The following is an 18,622-nucleotide window of genomic DNA, read 5'->3' on the forward strand; positions in this document are numbered from 1 at the left end:
TCAGGCCTGCGACTTGCGACCCACGAAGCTGTCGCCCGCATCGCGCGGAAGGCGCAGGGCTTCGACGAGCGTGGCGAGGCACAGCACGCTGAGTGGCAGGAAGGCAAGGCGGTAGGGCACGTCGGGCGCGCCGGTGCCCAGCGTGTCGCCCAGCTTCACCGCGAGGGCGGAGAGCGCGATGCCGCTGGCCATCATCAGCTGGATAGACGTGTTGAACAGGCTCGTCGCATCGCTCATCTGCGGCTTGGGAATGTCCGAGAAGGCCATCGTTCCCAGCGTCGTGAAGTGCATCGAGCGGGTCATCCCTGAGAAGAACAGGAACGCGCAGATGAGCGTGACGGGGGTTCCAGGGGCAAGCAGCGCGCCGCCCGCGATCCCGGCAAAACTGGTGAGCGAGGAACCGATGAGCACGCGGCGGTAGCCGAAGGTGCGCAGGACCGGCGTTGTCACCGATTTCATGGCCAGATTGCCCGCAAAGAGCGCGATCAGGATCAGGCCGGCTTCGGATGGGCTGTAACCAAGGCCAACCTGCAGCAGCAGCGGCACGAGAAAAGGCGATGCCGCGACGCCGGCCCGCGCAAGCGAACCGCCCCGGATGGTCGCGCGGAAGGTCGGGATCGCGAGATTGTCGAGCCCCACCATCGGGTTGGGCGCGCGGGCCATGTGCCGTAGCGCAAGGACCAGCAAGGCGAGGCCCAGCGCGACGAGGGCGAGTGCCGCCAGATTGCCCGTCGCGCCCAAGAGTTCGAGCCCGGCAAGCAGCCCGAAGGTGCCGAGTGCGGTGATCGCAAATCCCGGCCAGTCGAAGCGACGTGGCTCATCCGGGCGGGCGGTCCTGGGCACGAGTATCCAGGCACCCACGAGGCCAATGAGGCCGAGCGGCACATTGAGGTAGAAGATCCAGTTCCAGCCCAGATGCTCGGTGATGAAGCCGCCGAGCGGTGGTCCGACCACCGGCGCGATGAGCGCAGGCCAGATGAGGTTCGACATCGCCACCATCAGCTTGTCGCGCGGGGTGCAGGTGAGGACGATGACCTGGCCAACCGGCACCATCATCGCGCCCGCAGCCCCCTGAAAGACGCGCAGGGCCACGAACTCGGTCAGGCTGGACGCCTGTCCGCACAGCGCCGAGGCGAGGGTGAAGAGACCTATGGCGATGGCAAAGATACGCCGCGCGCCGAAACGTTCGGCCACCCAGCCGCTGGCCGGGATGAGGATGCCGAGGGTCAGGATGTAGGCAGTGACGCCGATGTTGAGCCCCACCGCACTCGTCCCGAAATCGCGCGCCATGCGCGGCAGTGCGGTGATGATGATGGAGGCGTCGAGGATCTCCATGAACAGGGCGCCGGTGACCAGCGCCATGATGAGACGCAGGCGCAGCGGCGAGAGTGCCTCGGGTTCAGGGGCAGGGCTCGTCGTGTCGCGGCTCATCGTGGGGCTTGCCTCGTTGCTGGCAATGGCTGGGACCACCTGTCTAACGCATTGGGCGGCCCAGGACCTTGCGCCAGCGCAAATGCCTTCGCTTTGCAGTTGCAGCTCAGTAGGGGCGATCACCCGCGATGGTCACGCGGTAGCCCGAGCGCGTTTCGGGGAAGTAGTCCCACACCGCGAAGTGCTGGGTGCAGCGGTTGTCCCAGAAGGCGATGGAGTGCGGGCGCCAGCGGAAGCGGACCTGGAAATTGGGGTCCTTCACGTGCTCGTAGAGGCACTTGAGGACCGCATCGCTTTCGGTCTTGGACAGCTCGTTGATCTTCGTGGTGTAGGACGAGTTCACGAAGAGCAGCTTGCGGCCCGTTTCCGGATGGGTGCGGATGACCGGGTGCGTGTTGCACTCATACTGCTTGTCGATGTCCGGGAAGATCGCCTTGTAGACAGGGTTCGCATCGTGAACCGCGGTCAGCGGCTCCAGGAAGCGCTTCATCGGCTCGGACAGCGCCTCGTAGGCCGCGGTCATGCTGGAAAACAGCGTATCGCCGCCGTCCTCGGGCATCGTGTGCATGTAGAGGATCGAGCCCATCGGCGGTTCGGGATCGCACGAGAGGTCGGAGTGCCAGTTGTCGCCGGCGATGTACTTGCTGTCGGCGTCGGCGTGGATCTGCACGATGTGCGGGTGCTCGGGCAGGCCCTTGACCGCCGAGTGCGTGTGAAATTTCCCGAAGGCCTGGCCGAAGGCGAGGTGCGCTTCGTGGTCGATCTCCTGCTCGCGGAAGAACACGACCTGGTGCTTGAGCAGGGCTTCGCGGATCTCGGCATAAGTCTGGTTGCCGAGCGGCTTCGTCAGGTCGACCCCGAAGATCTCCGCGCCGATCCGCTTGGTCACCGGCCGCACGTCGATCGTTTCATAGCTCATCGTCATTCTCCCTCGGGCCTTGCCCGTATCTCTAGCGCGGTCGGTGAAGAGGCGCGAGGCCGGACGGGAAAGAGGAGGTTTTCCGGTCCGGCCTCGCCTTGCGGTCGCCCGCAAGCGGTGTGTCATTCCGGATCGGTGAAGGTGCCCTTCTCGGGGAAGATGCGCCGTTCGATGCGGCAGTGGATGCCCTGCGTGCCGTCCACGACCTGCGTTACGCCGAAGTCCGAGGCAACGCTCATCAGCGAGTAGCTGTCGTGGCGCGAGAGGCCCTGATGCTCGGTCAGGAGGTGCATCATGTCGAGCGAGGCGCCCTTCATGGCCGCGTCGAGATCCTCGCCGAAGCCGTGGACGATCCAGTAGTCGGGCGTTTCCAGAAGCGGCGAGGGGAACGAGAAGTCCTTGCGCAGGATGATCTGGAACAGGACGTCCAGCGAACTTTCGATGGCCGTGCCGCTGATCTCGCCGTCACCCTGGCTGACGTGCGGGTCTCCGATCGAGAAGAGGCCGCCCTTGACCTGCACGGGGTAGTACATCTTGGCGCCCGCACCGATGCGCCAGTTGTCGATGTTGCCGCCGTGAAGGCCGGGCGGGATCGTGCTGACCGGCTCGTTGACGGCGGGCGCGACGCCTGCGGTGCCCAGATGCGGACGGGCCGGGATGGTGATGCCGGGCAGCGCCTCGGAGCGGTCGCAGGTCGGGCAATGCGTGATGCGCCCGGGCGTCGTGTAGACGCCTTCGACATCGTAGGCATAGAGTGCAGACGCCGTCATCGCGTTCGGATCGAGCTTGTAGATCGTCACGCGCTCGGTCTCGTCGAACTCCTTGTAGAGGTGGCCCCAGTTGGCCTGGAGGTTCGAGCCGTAGTTGTGGCGCGGCTTCATCTCGAAGTAGCGCACTTCCAGCATGTCGCCCGGTTCCGCGTCCTCGATGTAGATCGGGCCGGTCATGATGTGGCAGCCGGCGCGCGGGTGGAAGGATCGATCTCGGTGAAGATGCGCTTGATGTTCTCGTCGAACATCAGGTCGGGATCATCGCCAGCGTGGTGGGTGATGGCCTCGCCGTGGATGAGGTCGCCGCTCTTGACGCGCAGCACCGGCTTGATCTCGGGCGAGAAATAGCCCCAGTGCACGGTCTCGGGCGTGGCCTTGAGATGGTGCAGGGCGCCGGGCATCGCGGTTGCGCGCGCGGCTTGGGACTTGGGGTTGATGAGGGCCATCGAAACTCCTGTGGGCGTAGAAAGGGGAATGCGCGAGGTGCAGGATGCGGCGGACGGTCAGTCCGCTCCGATCAGCACGCTCGTCATGGAAAGCGACTTGTGCTGGATGAAGTGGGGCGCGAAGGTGGCGTCTTCCCCTTCATGCCGGGCACCCAGGAAATAGAGCAGCGGCAGGAAGTGGTCCGAGGAGGGCACCGAATAGCGCGCCGCATCGCCCAGTTGCTGGTAGTCGATCACGACCTGCGGATCGTCGTTCTCGACCGCCTGGCACATTGTGTCGTTGAAGAGGGTGGCCCAGGGGTAGGGCTCGGCCAACGGATTGGCCCAGTCCATCGCGGGCAGGTTGTGGACGATGTTGCCGGTGGCCATGATGAGCACGCCCTCGTCGCGCAAGGGACGCAGCGCGCGGCCGATCTCCCAGTGCTCCTGTGGTGTCTTGGCCAGGTCCATCGAGAGCTGGATCACCGGCACGTCGGCTTCGGGATAGGCATGGACGAGGACCGTCCAGGTTCCGTGGTCGAGGCCCCAGTTGGCGTCCATCTTCACGTCCACGGGCGCGAGCAGTTCGCGCACGCGTTGGGCAAGTTCGGGATCGCCGGGCGCGGGGTACTGCACGTCGAAGAGCGCCTGCGGAAAGGCGCCGAAGTCATGGATGGTGCGCGGCTGGGCCATCGCGGTGACGGCGGTGCCGCGCGTCTGCCAGTGGGCCGAGATGCACAGGATCGCGCGCGGCTTGCCGATGCGCTCGCCCATGGCCTTCCACTGGCGGGTCACGTCGCTCTTTTCCAGCGCGACCATCGGGCTGCCGTGCCCGAAGAAGACGATGGGAAGTCGGCTCATTGCTCTTGGCTCTCCTTGGACCTGTCGGCCCCCCTTGTCGTGTTGTCGTGTCGTCGTGGGTCTGGGGGCGTGCTTGGACGCTATGGCGCAGGCTGCCTCCCGGTCTTGGATCGCGGCGCACAAGAACTTGTCGCGCAGCTTTCGGGCCGGAAGGCAGGTCCTCCTGCGTCCCGCTTATTCGCGGGTATAGTCCTCGGGTACCTTGGGCGGATTGCCGGCCTTGCCCCAGAGCATGATGTGGTTGCCCCAGGGGTCGACGAAGCAGTGGTTGAGGCCGTTGAACTCGGCCCAGTAGTGGTTGCGCCACAGGACCGTGGCGCCCAGCTTCTCGGCGGTGGCGAGGATGCGCTCGGGCGTGTCGTTGTCGTCGATCAGGATCCAGATGCGCGGGCCGCGGCCACCGCTGCTCATCGTGCGCGGCTCGATGCCCTCGGGATCGGGATGGGGGCGCATGTTGGAGACCTTGCCGATGCCCATGTGCAGGTGCCCGATCTCGCTGTCCGAACCGTCCTTGTTGGCGAAGAAACCGCCCGGAACCATGCGGTGGTACGCGCCGCCCAGGCGCGGATCGTCCTCCCACCCGAAGACCTCGGCGTAGAACTTGCCCGCCGCATCGGGATCGTCGCTGGGAATGTCGAAGAAGATGAGGCTGTTGGTCATGTGCCGGTATGCTCCCCTTGGCTGGCATGTCGTGGCCTCGTGGGTAGCCAGAGGTCACGCATGAAGGCTGGAGCGGGCACGCACGAAAGCTTGATCGGCAGCGACCGGAGCCTGTCTTGGCCCGCAAAGAAAACGGCGCCCGGACAGGCCGGACGCCGCAAAGTTGGGAGGGTATCCAGTGAAGGATCAGGTTCAGCCGGACGATCCGGCACGAAGGCGGGTGACGGGCGCGGAAGGGCCGCGGCGGCGGTCCCATTCGGCCCAGTAGCGATCGACCAGCCAGACGTTGAGGAGGCGTTGGGCGCCCTCCTGCCAGGAATAGCGGCCGCGCGGTGCATGGCGTGAGCGCAGGCCCTGCTGGACGAGCTCGTCGACGTGGAAGTCCTGCGCGACGATGCGCTCCACCGCCTCGTCGGTCATCTTGACCTTGAGGTCATAGAGCGGGTCCTCCATCGCCTCAGGTGCCATCAGGGTACCGATGGTGAGCGCGTGCGAGTTCGCGGACCTGGGGTCCATGATGAGGTAGATGACGCTGTCGTTCAGCACGACCAGGCTGAGGCTGGGCGGCAGGTTCACGAAGAGCAGGCGGTTCTGCTCCTCCTCGGTCAGCTTGGGGAAGACCGGGAAGATCGACTTCTGCGTCGCGTTGAACCCGGCGTTCTTGTGGAGCGTGCCGTTCAGGCGATAGTAGCCCGCGCTGTCGGCCGGGACTTCGGGGAAGGTGGCAAGCCCGCTCGGGATGAAGTCATGGAGGGGCCCGGCATGAAGGCGGCTGGCGTGGTAGCCGTCGTTGTTGTTCTCCAGCATGACCTTCCAGTTCCAGGGGAACACGGTGGGTTCTTCGGGCCGGGGGCCGCGCAGCGAGGCGAAGTCGTAGTTGGCCACGACATCCTCCAGCGCAGCCAGACGCGGGGTGAGGGGCTCGGCTTCGGGATCGAGGTTCACGAAGATGAAGCCGTGCCAGATCTCCATGCGGATCTCGGGCAGCGAGGCGGCCTTCTTGTCGAAATTGCAGGTGCGGCTCATCGCGGGCGCGCCCACCAGCGTACCGTCGAGGTCGTAGGTCCAGTGATGGTAGGGGCACACGAAGGCGCGGGTGTTGCCGTGGCCTTCGGCGACCAGCATGGCGCGGTGCTGGCAGACGGAGGAGAGCGCCTTGATGGTGCCGTCGCGGGTCTTGCACACGATCATCGGTTCATCAGCGCGGCTGACGGTGAAGAAGTCGCCCGGTTCCTCGAGCCATTCCGCGCGCCCGACGCAGAGCCATTCGTGGGCGAAGACGGCTTCCATCTCGAAGTCGTGGAATTCCTCGCTCGCGTAGCATTCGCGCGGCAGGGTCTCGGCCTCCAGCGTATCCAGCTTCGAGCTGGCGAGGCTGTCGAAGAACTGGTCGGTGAGGAGTGTCATGCGTGCCTGTTCCCGTCGTTGTGGTCTGGTGCGGCCTTCATCTGGCGCACGAGGGCGCCGGGCCGATACGAGGGAGACTAGAAAGGCAAGGGCGCGCAGGCTTTACCCAGCGCGCCCTCATTCTTGGCAAATGTGATTCTGGAGACAGGTCCGCGTCGAGGGGGCGCCTTATTCGGCGGGTTCCAGCTTGAGGGCGGGCGCGTCCGGGGTGTCTTCGCTTTGCGCGGCGCCCAGCGGGCGCGGGGCCTTGAGGAAGAGCAGCGCGATGATCGCGGCGGCAAGCAGGAGCCCGGAGAAGACCACGATGGCAGGCGCGTAGGTGCCGGTGACATCGGCGACGCGGCCCGCGCCGATGGGCCCGAAGACGGCGAGTGTGGAGGCGGTCGTCACCATGGCGGTCATCGTGCCCGCAAGGCGCGCGCCGAAGTAGCGCAGGAGCAGGATATGCCCCGAGAGCCAGGCCATGCCCCAGCCCGCGCCGAACACGATGGCCGCGGCAATGGCGATGGCTACGCCTGGCGCATAGGAGAGGAGCGCCATGGCCAGCGCCTGGAGGACAAGGCCGCCGATCAGGATCAGGCGCGGCGAGACCCGCTCGCAGATGGCGCCGGTCACGCCCTTGGTGCCGGTTCCGGCAAAGGCCAGGAGGCTCATCGCGATGGCGCCCGGCGCCGCGCCATGGCCCAGATTGGCAATGTGCGCGACCAGCAGCGAGTGGGTCGCGGTGACGACCGTCTGCACGACGGTGAGGATCACCGCGAGGATGAGGAATGTGCGCGTCAGCAGCGCCTGGCGCACGGTGTATCCGCTGTCCGCGATAGTGCCGCTGGCCTCGGTATCTTCCTGCGTTTGGGCTGTGGTGGCGACGGCCTCGGTGTCGCGGATGCAGACAAAGCAGATGAGGCCAAGGACGGCGGCGGCCACGGCCATGACCATCCAGTGCAGGCGCCAGTCGCCGGTCGCCCCGGCAATGGCGCTGACGATGAGGGGCCCCGCGATGCCACCCGAGGAGCCGACCATGAAGTAGAACCCGATCATCCGGCTGGAGGTGCGCGGGAACCAGTTGGCGAGGAGATAGACCGCAGGCGAGGGCGCGAGCAGCGTGAAGCCGGCCCCCATCAGCGAGGTCGCGACGAAGAAGAAATTGAGGTCGTTGATGACCGAGGCCATCGCGAAGCCGCCTGCCAGCACGAGCGCGCCCAGGACCATCGTCAGGCGCGTCCCGATGGTCTTCATCAGGTAGGGTGGCAGCGGGCTGGCAAGCCCGCAGGCAAGGCCCAGCAGGGCAAAGCTGAAGCCCGCCGCCGCCGCCGACCAGTCGAGCTGGTCGACCATGATGTAGAGGACATAGCCCAGCGAGGTGAAGGTCGTGGCCGTCACGAAGAAGAACGCCAGCGAGGCGGCAATCATGACCTGTGCGTTGCGGGGCATCGTATCTCCTGCTTACAGCTTCGTCCCGGCTTCGTGGCCGGGATTCGTGTGGCAGCATGTTCCCGAACTGGCGGGGTGCACTCTTGATGGTGTGCGCCTCAACACTTGATCCGGCAGCGGTTTCAGCTCTGGTGTCCTTGCGTGCGACAGGGGCGGGGCGGCGCTTAGGCGTGTTTCCAGCCCCATGACGCGCTGCAGCGTCTTATGCCGCACTTGCGCACAAAAGGGAACGGGCGCGAGGAGTCTTGCTCCCCGCGCCCGCAGATCGGCCATTGCGGACGGTCTGGATCAGAAGGTGTAGCCGAACGACAGGATGAACTGGCGCGGCGGAATGTAGGTCTCCATCACCTGCGCGCTGCCGTAGGGATCGGAGAAGCGCGAGTTCACGCCGTTCGTGTCGAACAGGTTGATGACGCGGAACATCATCGAGAAGTTCGTGTCCTCGGGCTCGTACTTCACCATAGTGTTGACCTGGGTGTAGGAGGAGGCGAGGTCGGTGCTGGCATCGTTGAAGACGCGGTACTGGTACTTGCCGCGGTAGATCGCCTGGGCGCGGGCGGTCAGGTTACCCGGGCCGACCTTGTTGGTGTAGGTCGCGGCCAGCGTGCCCTGCCAGCGCGGCAGCTTGGGAATGCGGTTGCCGTTGATGTTGGCACGCGCGCCATCGCGCACGACCGAGGCGTCGTAGTAGTTGTTCCAGAACAGCCAGTCGCCATAGCCTGCCGCGTTCTGCGCCGCCGCCGCCGCCGCCGGATCGAGCGCGTAGTAGTCCTCGGTGAATTCACCCTCCAGCCACGAGCCAGAGGCATCGACGCGGAAGTGTTCGGTCGGCGCCCACTGGGCTTCGAGTTCGATGCCGTAGACGCGGGCCTTGGGCGCGTTGGAGATGCCCTCACCATAGAGCACGGGGTCTTCCTCAAGGAACTGCATGTCCTTGTAGAGATAGAGGAAACCCGAGGCGTTCAGCTGGAGCGTGTCGTTTGCAAAGCGGTTCTTGGTGCCGATCTCGAAGCTGTCGACAGTCTCCTTGGTATAGGTGGGCTGGACCGAGTCCATGAGGCCCAGCGCGAGGCCGCTGCTGCCCGCCGAGGCCGCCGAGTTGATGCCGCCCGGCTTGAAGCCGCGCGTCCAGCTGGCATAGACCATGTTTTCCGGCGTGATCTGGTAGTCGAGCGCGACCTTGCCGGTCCAGGCCTTGGTCTTGCGGCTGCCGGTGTAGGCGGGCTGGAGATAGGCGCCCGAGGACTGGCTGGCAGAGCCGCCCGACACGCTGTCCGACATGCCCTGTGCCTTGTCGTGGTTGTAGCGCACGCCAGCGGTGAGCGCGAGCTTGTCGGTCAGGTCGTAGGTCGCCTGGGCGTAGACGGCCCAGAGGTCACGCTCGATCGAGGAAAGTTCCGCATAGGCCAGGTTGCCCGCCAGCGGGTCGTCCCAGGGCGTGGTCAGGGGGAGCGCGGGCTGGATGATGTTGTCGTCGGCCGCGCGGTACTCGTTGATGTACTGCTCGTTGTCGGAATGCAGGTAGACACCGCCCGCAACCCAGCTCAGCGGACCCGAGCCGTTGGAGGTGATGTTGAATTCCTGGCTCCAGCTTTCCGTGTCCGACTGCCACAGGGGCACGTGGTCGTAGTTGGAGTAGGTCCCGCTGTCCGGGTTGTAGGTGATGGCCGAGAAGGTCGCGGCATCGAGGCCGTCGGCGTCCCAGGCCTGGATCGAGTGCAGCTTCTGGTAGCCGGTGATCGACTTGAACGTGGCGAACGGCGCCTCGTAGCGGATCGTGCCGGTGTAGAGTTCAGTTTCGACCAGCGAGCGGCCCGGGTAGTCCTGGGTCAGGATGCGCGGATCGTCTTCGGGGTCGAGGATGTTCTTCTGCGCCGGGCCGTTGGTGTCGGAGTGGAAGTTGATCGCGTTGAGAGTGATCGAGAAGTTGGCCGTGGGCGCCCACTTTGCGCCGAGGCGCCAGCCGTACTCGTCCTGATCATCGAGATCGTAGCTGTCCGTGCCGGGGACCTTGGTGGCCTTGGCATAGCCATCGTGCTTGGTCATCTGGAAAGCGCCGCGCACGGCCAGCGTGTCGGTGAGCGGCACGTTGAGCGCCGCGCTTGCTTCCTTGTAGGCGTAGTTGCCGAAGCCGCCGTTGGCATAGCCGGTGACCGCATCCATCGTCGGGTCGACCGAGACGACGTTGATCGTGCCGCCGGTGGAACCCTGCCCGAACAGCGTGCCCTGAGGCCCGCGCAGGACCTCGACCTGGGCGACGTCGATGAAGGCGGCCGAGGCGGCGATCGAGTTGAAGATGTAGACGCCGTCGATGTGGTAGGAGACGCCGGGCTGGGTGTTGGTGTTCTCGGGCGTTTCCGAGCCGATGCCGCGGATCGAGATGATGCGCTCACCACCGCCCGAACGCGCGACGACAAGGCCCGGGACCGAGCCGTTGAGGCCCGTGATGTCGGTGATATTGGCGGCCTTGAGGTCCTCGGCGCTGATCGCCGAGACCGAGAGAGGTGCGTCCTGGAGGCTGACCTCGCGGCGCTCGGCGGTCACGATAATGTCGTTGAGGCCGGTCGTGGCCGGGGCGGTGGTGGGCGCTGGTGCCGGCGCGGCCTCGTCGGCCTGCGCGGTCCCGGCCGTGAAGGCCATCAGCGAAACACTGCAGGCCAAGGCCCTGGCGAAATGCATCTTCGTCAACATGAAAGCTCCCCAAACCATGAATCTAATGGCAGTCCCGTGGTGGCGGCCGCTGGTTTTGTGGTTTGGCCGCTTACCGGGGAAGCTGGCGAGAATTGGCCCGTGCGGTCTTGTGCGCGTGCGAATAAGTAGTTGACTGTAGACCCTCGTGGAGATGTCGTTTCGGGCATCTCTCGGGTCGATTTCGGGCGCGTGGGCAAGGATTACTGTTCCATAACGGCGGTGGGGCGCGAGGCCGAACCCGCGCGCGCTGCAGTGCGGGGTAGGTCCTCTACTGGGCGTGCGCGAAGGGTCAATGGGGCGGGGAAATGCGCGACAGGACGCGCAGTGTCCCGCCCCCGGACTGGCAGGCCTGCGTCAGTCGGTGTCGCCCGGGACGGGAATTTCCACGCGCGCTTCGAGGCCGCTCGGGGCATCGCTGCGCGGGGAAAGGGCAAGGTCCAGGCCATAGGCCCCGGCGATGTCGCGTGCGATGGCAAGGCCAAGGCCAGAGCCCGCCATGGCCGGATCGAAGCGCGAGCCGATTTCGAAGGCCTGCGCGATCTGTTCGGGCGTGAGGCCCGGGCCATCGTCCAGGATGCGCACCACGAGCAGGCTTCCCGTCGCCGTACCCCGTTGCTCGACGGCGACGAAGACCTTGCGCGCAGCCCACTTGCCCGCGTTGTCGAGCAGGATCGCGAGCAGCTCGGAAAGGTCCACCGGGTCGACCGGGAGGGCAAGGTCGGTCTGCTCGGACATGGCGACGGAGAAGGTCGTGTCGCGGTGCAGCCGCTGCATCGCGCTGACCAGCGGGGGGAGGACCTTGCCGATGCGGCTTACTGTTCCGGGACGCCGCGCGCTGGCCGTCGCGCGGGCGCGGGCGAGCTGATACTCGATCTGCTGGACCATGATCCGGCTCTGTTCGAGCAGCGTTGCGCCTGCCGCCTGCGTCGCCGGATCGTGGCTGAGGCGTTCGGCCTCGTCGGTCATCACCGCAAGCGGGGTACGCAGCGAATGGGCGAGGTTGCCCGCCTCCAGCCGCGCGCGCTCGACCGCGCCCTGGCTGTGCTCGATGAAGACGTTGAGGTCCGAGACAAGCGGGGCGATCTCGGTCGGGTAGGTCCCTTCCAGGCGCGCGGCCGAGCCCTCGCGCAGCCGCGCGCTGGCCGCGCCCAGCCGGTCGAGCGGACGCAGGCCGACGGCGACATACACGACGCCGGTCGTGCCCAGAAGCGCGGCGAGCAGCCCCAGCCACAGCCGCAGCTCGTGGTCGAAACGGGCGATGATGTCGTCAAGGATGCGCTCATCGGTGGCGATCACGTAATGGACATCGCCCACCCCCTTGGCCTTGCGCACGAAGCCGTAAGTGATGGTGGGGCCCGTGGGGCCGCTCTCGACGTGGTGGTGGATCGAACTGTCATGCGCGATGGAGGTGTCGAGCTCGCCGTGGGTGAGCGAGGCCGAGCGCAGCGGCGGATAGCCATCCAGGCTGACCTGCCAGTAGAAGCCGCCATCGGGCACCGCGAAGCGCGGATCGGACAGCGGACGGTCGAGCCGGATGGTGCCGTCGGGCTCGATCCGCACAAGGCGGCCCAGTTCCCGGACGTGGACCTGGAGTTCATCGTGGTAGTTCTGCTCGACGTGCTTGGCGAAGAGGCGGGTAGCCGAGTACCAGATCCCGGCGATGCCAAGCGCGATCCAGGCCAGCGAGGCGAGGAGCAGGCGAACCCGCAGCGAGCGCCAGTTCCAGCGTCCGCGCCTCGGGGTGTGTGCGGTGGCGCAGGCGGGGGAGTGGCTCATGCGCCGAACCTGTAGCCAAGCCCGCGCACGGTGTGAATGCGGCTCTTGCCGATCTTGCGGCGCAGGCGCGAGACGAGGACTTCGACCGAGTTGAGATCGTAATGGCTGGACAGATCGTAAAGGTGTTCGCCGATATCGGCCTGCGAGAGGATCTGGCCTGAACGGCGCAGGAACAGGCTGAGCAGGCGGAATTCCTGTTTGCTCAGCGCAAGCGGCTCCCCGTCACACTCCACCACGCGGCCGACCGGATCGATACGGATGCCGCTGTCCTCCAGCCAGGTTTCGCGCGCGCCATTCTCGCGCCGCAGGAGCGCGTGGAGGCGGGCGAGCAGTTCCTCGAAGCGTACCGGCTTGACCACGAAGTCGTCCGCGCCGGCATTGAGGCCGGCGACCTTGTCCTGCCAGCTGCCGCGCGCGGTCAGGATCAGGATCGGGCAGGTCACCTTGCGGCGGCGCCAGTAGTCGAGAAGCTCCATGCCCGACCCGTCGGGAAGGCCCAGGTCGAGGATGATGACCGCGATCTTGTCCATGTCCGGCCAGTCCTCGCCCTCGCTACGCGAGCGCGCAACATCCACGGCAAAGCCAGCCGAGCGCAACCGCTCGGACAGGCGCTCGCTCAGTTGGTCATCGTCTTCCACCAGAAGTGCGCGCATGGCCGCTGTTCTCCCTTGGCTGGGCTACGGCCTCATCGGCCTGTCCTCGTGAACCTGTCAATACGCCGCGAAACTGACAGGGTCCTGTCAGGTTGGAGGCGCATTTCAGGAGACCATGAACAGGACCACTCTTGCCGGCCTCGCCGCCGCCGCGCTTGCCCTTGCGGGCGGTGTCTATTTCGCCTTGCGCCCGGACGCCCGGGTCGAGGAGCGCTCCGAGGCGGCGCAGGATGGCCCTGCGGGTGCCTTGAGTGCCGAGCAGGTCAAGGCGCTGGGGGTTCGGACCGAGGCGGCCGTGCGCGCCGAGGGGGTGCCGTTGGGGACGGTCCCGGCGCAGGTGACGCTCCCGCCGCAGGCGAAAGTTGCCGTGACGACGCCGTTCACCGGCACGGTCGCGCAGCTCTTCGTGCTCGAAGGCGAGAATGTCGCGCGCGGGGCGCCGCTTGCGGTGGTGCGCGCGGCCGATGCGGTGCAGTTCAGCGCGGCCTTGCAGCGGGCCCGCGCGGATCTCGCGCTTGAACGGGCGCGGGCGCAGCGGCTGGAAACACTCGCCAAGGAAGGCGTCGTGGCCGGAGCCCGCGCGGACGAGGCGCGGGCCAGCCTGCGCCAGTCGCAGGCAACCGTCTCGGAAAACCAGCGTCTCCTCGCGCTCGCCGGGGCCGGGGCGGATGGTACTGTCACCCTGCGTGCGCCGATTGCCGGGCGTGTCGCCCATGTCGGCGTGGAAACCGGCGGCGGTGTCGGCGGCGACGAGGCCCCCTTCGTCATCGAGAATACCGCAGCGCTGACGCTCGATCTCCAGTTGCCCGAGCGGCTGGCGGGCAAGGTGCGTCCCGGCATGGACGTTGAAGTGGCTGCGCGCGATGGGGAAGCTACGCGGATTGCGGGGCGCATCGTGTCGGTTGGCGCCTCGCTCGATCCCCAGACACGCTCGATCCTGGCCAAGGCGCGGCTGGACGACACGGCAGGCCTGGTGCCCGGGCGCGGGGTCATGGCGGTGATCCGCGATCCCGGCGGCGCGGGAGAGGGAGTCTCCGTCCCCGTGTCCGCTGTTACCCGGATCGGCGAGGCGGACGTCGTCTTCGTTGCGCAGAAGGGCCGTTTCGTGCGCCGCGATGTGCAACTGGTCGCCGAGGCCGGTGGGCGTGCCCTCGTGGCCGAGGGGCTGAAGGCCGGAGAACAGGTCGCGACGCACGGCGTGGCCGAACTCAAGTCCCTTCTGGCGGAGCAGTAAGGCCATGTTGCGCACCCTCGTCGAACGGGCGCTGGCCTGGCGACTTGCCATGCTCGCGCTTGCGATAGCGCTGGCCGGGCTCGGCACCTGGTCGTTCCTGCGGCTGCCTATCGATGCCTTTCCGGACATCTCCAGCACGCAGGTCAAGATCATCCTGAAAGCGCCGGGCATGACGCCCGAAGAGGTGGAAAGCCGGGTCATCACGCCTATCGAGATGGAGATGCTGGGCATTCCGAGCCAGGCCACGCTGCGCTCGGTCGCCAAGTACGCCATCGCCGACATCACCATCGACTTCGACGACAGCGCCGACATCTACTGGGCGCGCACGCAGGTGGCCGAGCGGCTGAACGGCATCATGGGCGACCTGCCCGAGAACGTGTCAGGCGGGATGGCGCCGATCTCCACGCCGCTCTCGGACATGTACATGTTCACGCTGGAGGGGCCGCAGAGCCTTGCCGAGAAGCGCCGCACGCTCGACTGGGTGATCCGCCCGGCATTGCGCACGGTGCCCGGCGTTGCCGACGTCAACGCGCTGGGCGGCCGGGTCGAGACGTTCGAGGTTGCGCCGGACATGAGCGCGCTGGCCGCGGCCGGGCTCACCATTTCGGATCTTGCCGAGGCCGTCGAGGCGTCCAACCGCAACGATGGCGCGGGCCGCCTCGATACGGGCGAGGAGGCGCTGATCGTGCGCTCCACCGCGCGGGTGGAGACGCTGGACGATCTCGCCGCCGTGGTCGTGCGCAGCGACGGGCAGCGTGTGGTGCGCGTGAGCGATGTCGCCGATGTGCGCACCGGCAGCCTGACCCGCTACGGCGCGGTCAGCAAGAACGGCACGGGCGAGGCGGTGGAAGGCCTTGTCATCGGTCTTCGCGGGGCCGACGCGGCGCAGGTTGTCGACGGTGTGAAGGCACGCCTTGAGGAACTTCAGCCGAGCCTTCCCGAGGGCATGAAAGTGGCGGTCTTCTACGACCGTTCGGACCTCATCGAACGGGCCGTCGGGACGGTGGAAAAGGCGTTGCTGGAGGCGACGATCCTGGTCGTCGTGCTGCTTCTCCTTTTCCTGGGCGATGTGCGCGCCTCGCTGATCGTGGCGCTGGCGCTGCCCATGGCGGTGCTCCTCACCTTCATTTTTATGCGCGCGATCGGCCTCACCGCCAACCTCATGAGCCTTGGCGGCATCGCGATCGCGGTGGGCATGCTGGTGGATGGCGCGGTCGTCGTTGTCGAGAACGTGGTGGAGCGGCTTTCTGACCCGAAACATGCCAAGAACGGCAAGCTTTTCAACGTGCTCGTCGCGTCTGCCGAAGTGGCCAAGCCGGTCGCCTCGGGCATGGCGATCATCGCGCTGGTCTTCCTGCCGCTCCTCACGCTGCAAGGCCTGGAAGGCAAGCTCTTCGCGCCCGTCGCCATGACCATCGTGCTCGCGCTGCTGTCCGCGCTGGTGCTCTCGCTGACGCTGGTGCCGGTGCTTGCCTATTTCGTCCTCAAGGTGAAGGCCGAGGGGCATGCGCACGAACCCTGGCTGATGCGCAAGCTCAGCCCGCGCTACCATGGCCTGCTGGCCGGCGCCTTCGCGCGGCGGCGGCTGGTTTACGGGGTGGCGGGGCTCTCGCTCGTGGTCACCGTCTTTGCCTATAGCCTGACCGGCAAGACCTTCCTGCCGACGATGGACGAAGGCTCGGTCATCGTCCAGTTGACCAAGCTGCCCTCAATCTCGCTCGAACACAGCGTCGAGGGCGACATGAAGGCGCAGCGGTTGATCCTCGACAAGGTGCCCGAAGTGCGCGCGGCGATTGCCCGCGTGGGCTCGGACGAGCTGGGTCTCGACCCGATGAGCCCCAACGAGACCGACACCTTCCTGGAACTTGCCCCGCGCGAGGAATGGCGCGTGGCCGACAAGGAGTGGCTCATCGGCGAGATCCGCACCGCGCTTTCCGCGCTGCCCGGCATCGAGCCCAGCTTCACCCAGCCCATCGACATGCGCATCTCCGAAATGCTCACCGGCTCGCGCGGGGACCTTGCGATCAAGGTCTTTGGGCCGGACCTGGTCGAGCTCTCGCGCATTGCGGGCGCCATCCAGGGCCGTCTCGAAGCCATCCGCGGGACCAGCGAGGCGATGACGGTCGCGAACGACAGCGTCGACTACCTCCAGCTTGCGGTCGACCGCGTCGAGGCGGGCCGCGTCGGCATGCCGGTGAGCGACTTGCAGGACGCCATGCGCGCCCAGATCGAGGGCGTGCACGCGGGCGTGGTCGCGCAAGGCATCCGCCGTGTCCCCATTGTCATTCGCGGCGAAGGCGAGCGGCTGACCGCGCAGACATTTGCCGACACGCTCTACCGTTCGCCCAGTGGCCAGCTCGTGCGTGCGAGCGATGTTGCGCACGTTGCACGGGTTGAGGGGCCGGTGAAGCTGGAGCACGAGAACGGCTCGCGCTTCGCGCTTGTCCAGGCCTTCGTCTCGGGCCGCGACCTTGTCGGCTATGTCGAGGAGGCCAAGGCCGATATCGCGCAGAACGTACCGCTTCCCCAGGGCTACCGCATCGTCTGGGGCGGCCAGTTCGAGAACCAGCAGCGCGCTTCGGCCCGGCTGATGGTGGTGCTGCCGATCTCGCTGGTGATGATTTTCGTGGTTCTCTACGCGACGCTCCATTCGCTGCGCGCTTCGCTGCTGATCCTGGCGATGATCCCCTTCGCGGTGGTGGGCGGCATGGTCTCGCTTGCGCTCTCGGGAGAGTATCTCTCGGTGCCGGCCTCGGTCGGCTTCATCGCGCTGCTCGGCATTGCGGTTCTGAACGGGCTCGTCATGGTCAGTTACTTCCGGCAACTGCGCGAGGAGGGCGTGCCTCTCGCCGAGGCCGTCCGGCGCGGTGCGGAGCGGCGCCTGCGCCCCGTTCTGATGACCGCGACGATTGCGGCTTTCGGTCTTGTTCCGCTGCTCTTTGCCAGTGGTCCAGGTTCGGAGATCCAGAAGCCGCTCGCCATCGTTGTCATCGGCGGGCTCGTCTCCTCCACGCTGCTGACGCTGATTCTCCTGCCCATGCTCTACGAACGCTTCGGGGAGAACCGTGCCGAGAGCCGCGCCGAAGAGGAGGAGAACGCTCATGCGTAAGCGTCTTCTGATGACTGCTGCGCTGGTCCTGACCCTGGCTGCACCAGGGGGCCACGCGCAGGAGGCCGGCCTGCCCGACCTCGCCCAGGTCCAGGCCGCGCTCGATGCACACCCCTCGGTCCAGGCCGCGCAGGCCCGCAGCGGAGCCGCGCAGGCCCAGGCCCGCGCGCTTGCGCGCGGCAGCCATGAAGTGACCTTCCAGGGCAGCTACATGAACCGTTCGGTCACACGGGAGGGGACTTACGACGAGTTCGACGCACAGCTCATGCGGCCCTTCCGTCTTCCCGGCAAGGCGCGGCTCGACAAGGAGATCGGCAGTTACGGCATTGTCGCGGCCCAGAACCGGGCCGAGGATGCGCGCCATCAGGCCGCAACGCTTCTCAACGACAGCTGGTGGGACTGGCTGGGCGCGGCCGAGGAAGTGCGCATCGACCGGCAGGCCGTGGCGAACTACGAGACGCTGCTGAAAGCCGTGTCCCGACGCGTGGAACTGCGCGATGCGGCCCAGCTCGAGGCCGATCAGGCCGAAGCGAGCCTGGGCGCGGCGCGGCTCGCGCTTCAGCAGTCGGAAGGGCGCGCGGCGCTTGCCCGCACGCGCCTGCGCGCCCAGTTCCCCACCCTTGCCCTGGATGGGGAGGCGCCTTCGGTTCCCGTGCCGGTGCTGCCCGAAGCGGGCATCGCCGCGCTCGGCCAGAAAGTAATCGAGCACAGCCACGAGATCGCGGCGGCGGACGCGGCGGCGGGCGGCGCGGACGCTTCGGCGGCGCGCGCCCGGGCCGAGCGCACGGCGGATCCGTCGCTGGGCTTTCGCGTCTTTTCCGAGCGCAGCGGCGAGGAGCAGGGCGCCGGCGTCCTCTTCCAGATGCCCCTGGGGGGCGGGCACCGCCGGGCGCTCGCCGAAGAGGCGGAGGCTGAGGCCAGCGCCGCGCGCGCCGATGCCATGGCAACCCGCTTTGCCGTCACCGGGATGGCCGAGGCGGACATGTCCGAGGCGCGCTACCGGCACGCGGCCTGGCAACGTGCGCGCGAGGGCTTGAAGGCGCAGATGGCCGCGCTCCTGAAGTTGCGTATCGGCCACAAGGCGGGCGAGATAGACCTCTCGGACGAGCTTCTGGGCGAGCGGCAGGTCCACGACGCCCTGCGCCAGGAAGTCCAGGCACGGGCCGAGGCGATGCGCGCGCTGACCCGGCTGCGGCTCGATGCCCACGCGATCTGGATCGGCGATCCGGCGGAACGCGACTAGAGGCGGGCGCGG

The 18,622-nt window shown here is 67.0% G+C and carries 14 protein-coding genes; 3 read left to right on the plus strand and 11 right to left on the minus strand.

The annotated features are described in order from the left end of the window. The 11 genes from MBENS4_RS15495 to MBENS4_RS15540 form a co-directional block, all read right to left on the minus strand. Nucleotides 1-1,431, minus strand: coding sequence for an MFS transporter (locus tag MBENS4_RS15495; RefSeq protein ID WP_199904425.1), 1,431 nt, complete (start codon nucleotides 1,429-1,431; stop codon nucleotides 1-3). A gap of 106 nt (nucleotides 1,432-1,537) precedes the next feature. Further along, nucleotides 1,538-2,350 carry a TauD/TfdA dioxygenase family protein gene (locus tag MBENS4_RS15500; RefSeq protein ID WP_039395082.1) on the minus strand — a complete coding sequence of 271 codons (813 nt, stop codon included), beginning with the start codon at nucleotides 2,348-2,350 and terminating at the stop codon, nucleotides 1,538-1,540. 122 nt (nucleotides 2,351-2,472) lie between these two features. Beyond that, nucleotides 2,473-3,297, minus strand: coding sequence for an acetamidase/formamidase family protein (locus tag MBENS4_RS15505; RefSeq protein WP_242404975.1), 825 nt, complete (start codon nucleotides 3,295-3,297; stop codon nucleotides 2,473-2,475). After that, nucleotides 3,294-3,566, minus strand: coding sequence for a hypothetical protein (locus MBENS4_RS26780; RefSeq protein ID WP_242404976.1), 273 nt, complete (start codon nucleotides 3,564-3,566; stop codon nucleotides 3,294-3,296). The genes MBENS4_RS15505 and MBENS4_RS26780 overlap by 4 nt, the downstream gene beginning before the upstream one ends. A 57-nt stretch (nucleotides 3,567-3,623) precedes the next feature. Beyond that, nucleotides 3,624-4,406, minus strand: a complete 783-nt coding sequence (gene ygiD, locus MBENS4_RS15510) for a 4,5-DOPA-extradiol-dioxygenase (RefSeq protein WP_039392739.1) — start codon at nucleotides 4,404-4,406, stop codon at nucleotides 3,624-3,626. A gap of 174 nt (nucleotides 4,407-4,580) precedes the next feature. After that, on the minus strand, nucleotides 4,581-5,066 hold the full coding sequence (locus tag MBENS4_RS15515; protein ID WP_039392740.1) for a VOC family protein: 486 nt from the start codon (nucleotides 5,064-5,066) through the stop codon (nucleotides 4,581-4,583). Nucleotides 5,067-5,258: 192 nt separating this feature from the next. Continuing rightward, nucleotides 5,259-6,473 (minus strand): aromatic ring-hydroxylating oxygenase subunit alpha, encoded by a 1,215-nt coding sequence (locus tag MBENS4_RS15520; protein ID WP_039392741.1) that lies wholly within the window; start codon nucleotides 6,471-6,473, stop codon nucleotides 5,259-5,261. 168 nt (nucleotides 6,474-6,641) lie between these two features. Continuing rightward, the gene (locus MBENS4_RS15525; protein ID WP_242404977.1) at nucleotides 6,642-7,904 is read right to left on the minus strand and encodes an MFS transporter; all 1,263 of its coding nucleotides are present in this window, start codon (nucleotides 7,902-7,904) and stop codon (nucleotides 6,642-6,644) included. Nucleotides 7,905-8,192: 288 nt separating this feature from the next. Continuing rightward, nucleotides 8,193-10,595 (minus strand): TonB-dependent receptor, encoded by a 2,403-nt coding sequence (locus MBENS4_RS15530; RefSeq protein ID WP_039392742.1) that lies wholly within the window; start codon nucleotides 10,593-10,595, stop codon nucleotides 8,193-8,195. Between the two features lie 354 nt (nucleotides 10,596-10,949). Continuing rightward, on the minus strand, nucleotides 10,950-12,371 hold the full coding sequence (locus tag MBENS4_RS15535) for a sensor histidine kinase (RefSeq protein WP_084592194.1): 1,422 nt from the start codon (nucleotides 12,369-12,371) through the stop codon (nucleotides 10,950-10,952). Next, nucleotides 12,368-13,024 carry a response regulator gene (locus MBENS4_RS15540; RefSeq protein WP_039392743.1) on the minus strand — a complete coding sequence of 219 codons (657 nt, stop codon included), beginning with the start codon at nucleotides 13,022-13,024 and terminating at the stop codon, nucleotides 12,368-12,370. Before MBENS4_RS15540 ends, MBENS4_RS15535 begins: the two co-directional genes overlap by 4 nt. Nucleotides 13,025-13,139: 115 nt before the next feature. Between MBENS4_RS15540 and MBENS4_RS15545 the strand changes: the two genes are divergently transcribed. Genes MBENS4_RS15545 through MBENS4_RS15555 form a run of 3 tightly spaced genes read left to right on the plus strand, consistent with a single transcriptional unit; the run spans nucleotide 13,140 to nucleotide 18,610 of the window. Then, a complete protein-coding gene (locus MBENS4_RS15545; RefSeq protein WP_039392744.1) occupies nucleotides 13,140-14,258 on the plus strand; it encodes an efflux RND transporter periplasmic adaptor subunit in 1,119 nt (372 codons plus the stop codon). A gap of 4 nt (nucleotides 14,259-14,262) precedes the next feature. Beyond that, the gene (locus tag MBENS4_RS15550; RefSeq protein ID WP_039392745.1) at nucleotides 14,263-17,367 is read left to right on the plus strand and encodes an efflux RND transporter permease subunit; all 3,105 of its coding nucleotides are present in this window, start codon (nucleotides 14,263-14,265) and stop codon (nucleotides 17,365-17,367) included. Beyond that, complete coding sequence (locus MBENS4_RS15555; RefSeq protein ID WP_039392746.1) at nucleotides 17,360-18,610, plus strand: TolC family protein; 1,251 nt, start codon at nucleotides 17,360-17,362, stop codon at nucleotides 18,608-18,610. The genes MBENS4_RS15550 and MBENS4_RS15555 overlap by 8 nt, the downstream gene beginning before the upstream one ends. Nucleotides 18,611-18,622: the final 12 nt, after the last annotated feature.

The sequence above is a fragment of the Novosphingobium sp. MBES04 genome (genome assembly GCF_000813185.1).
Taxonomy (GTDB): Bacteria; Pseudomonadota; Alphaproteobacteria; order Sphingomonadales; family Sphingomonadaceae; genus Novosphingobium; species Novosphingobium decolorationis.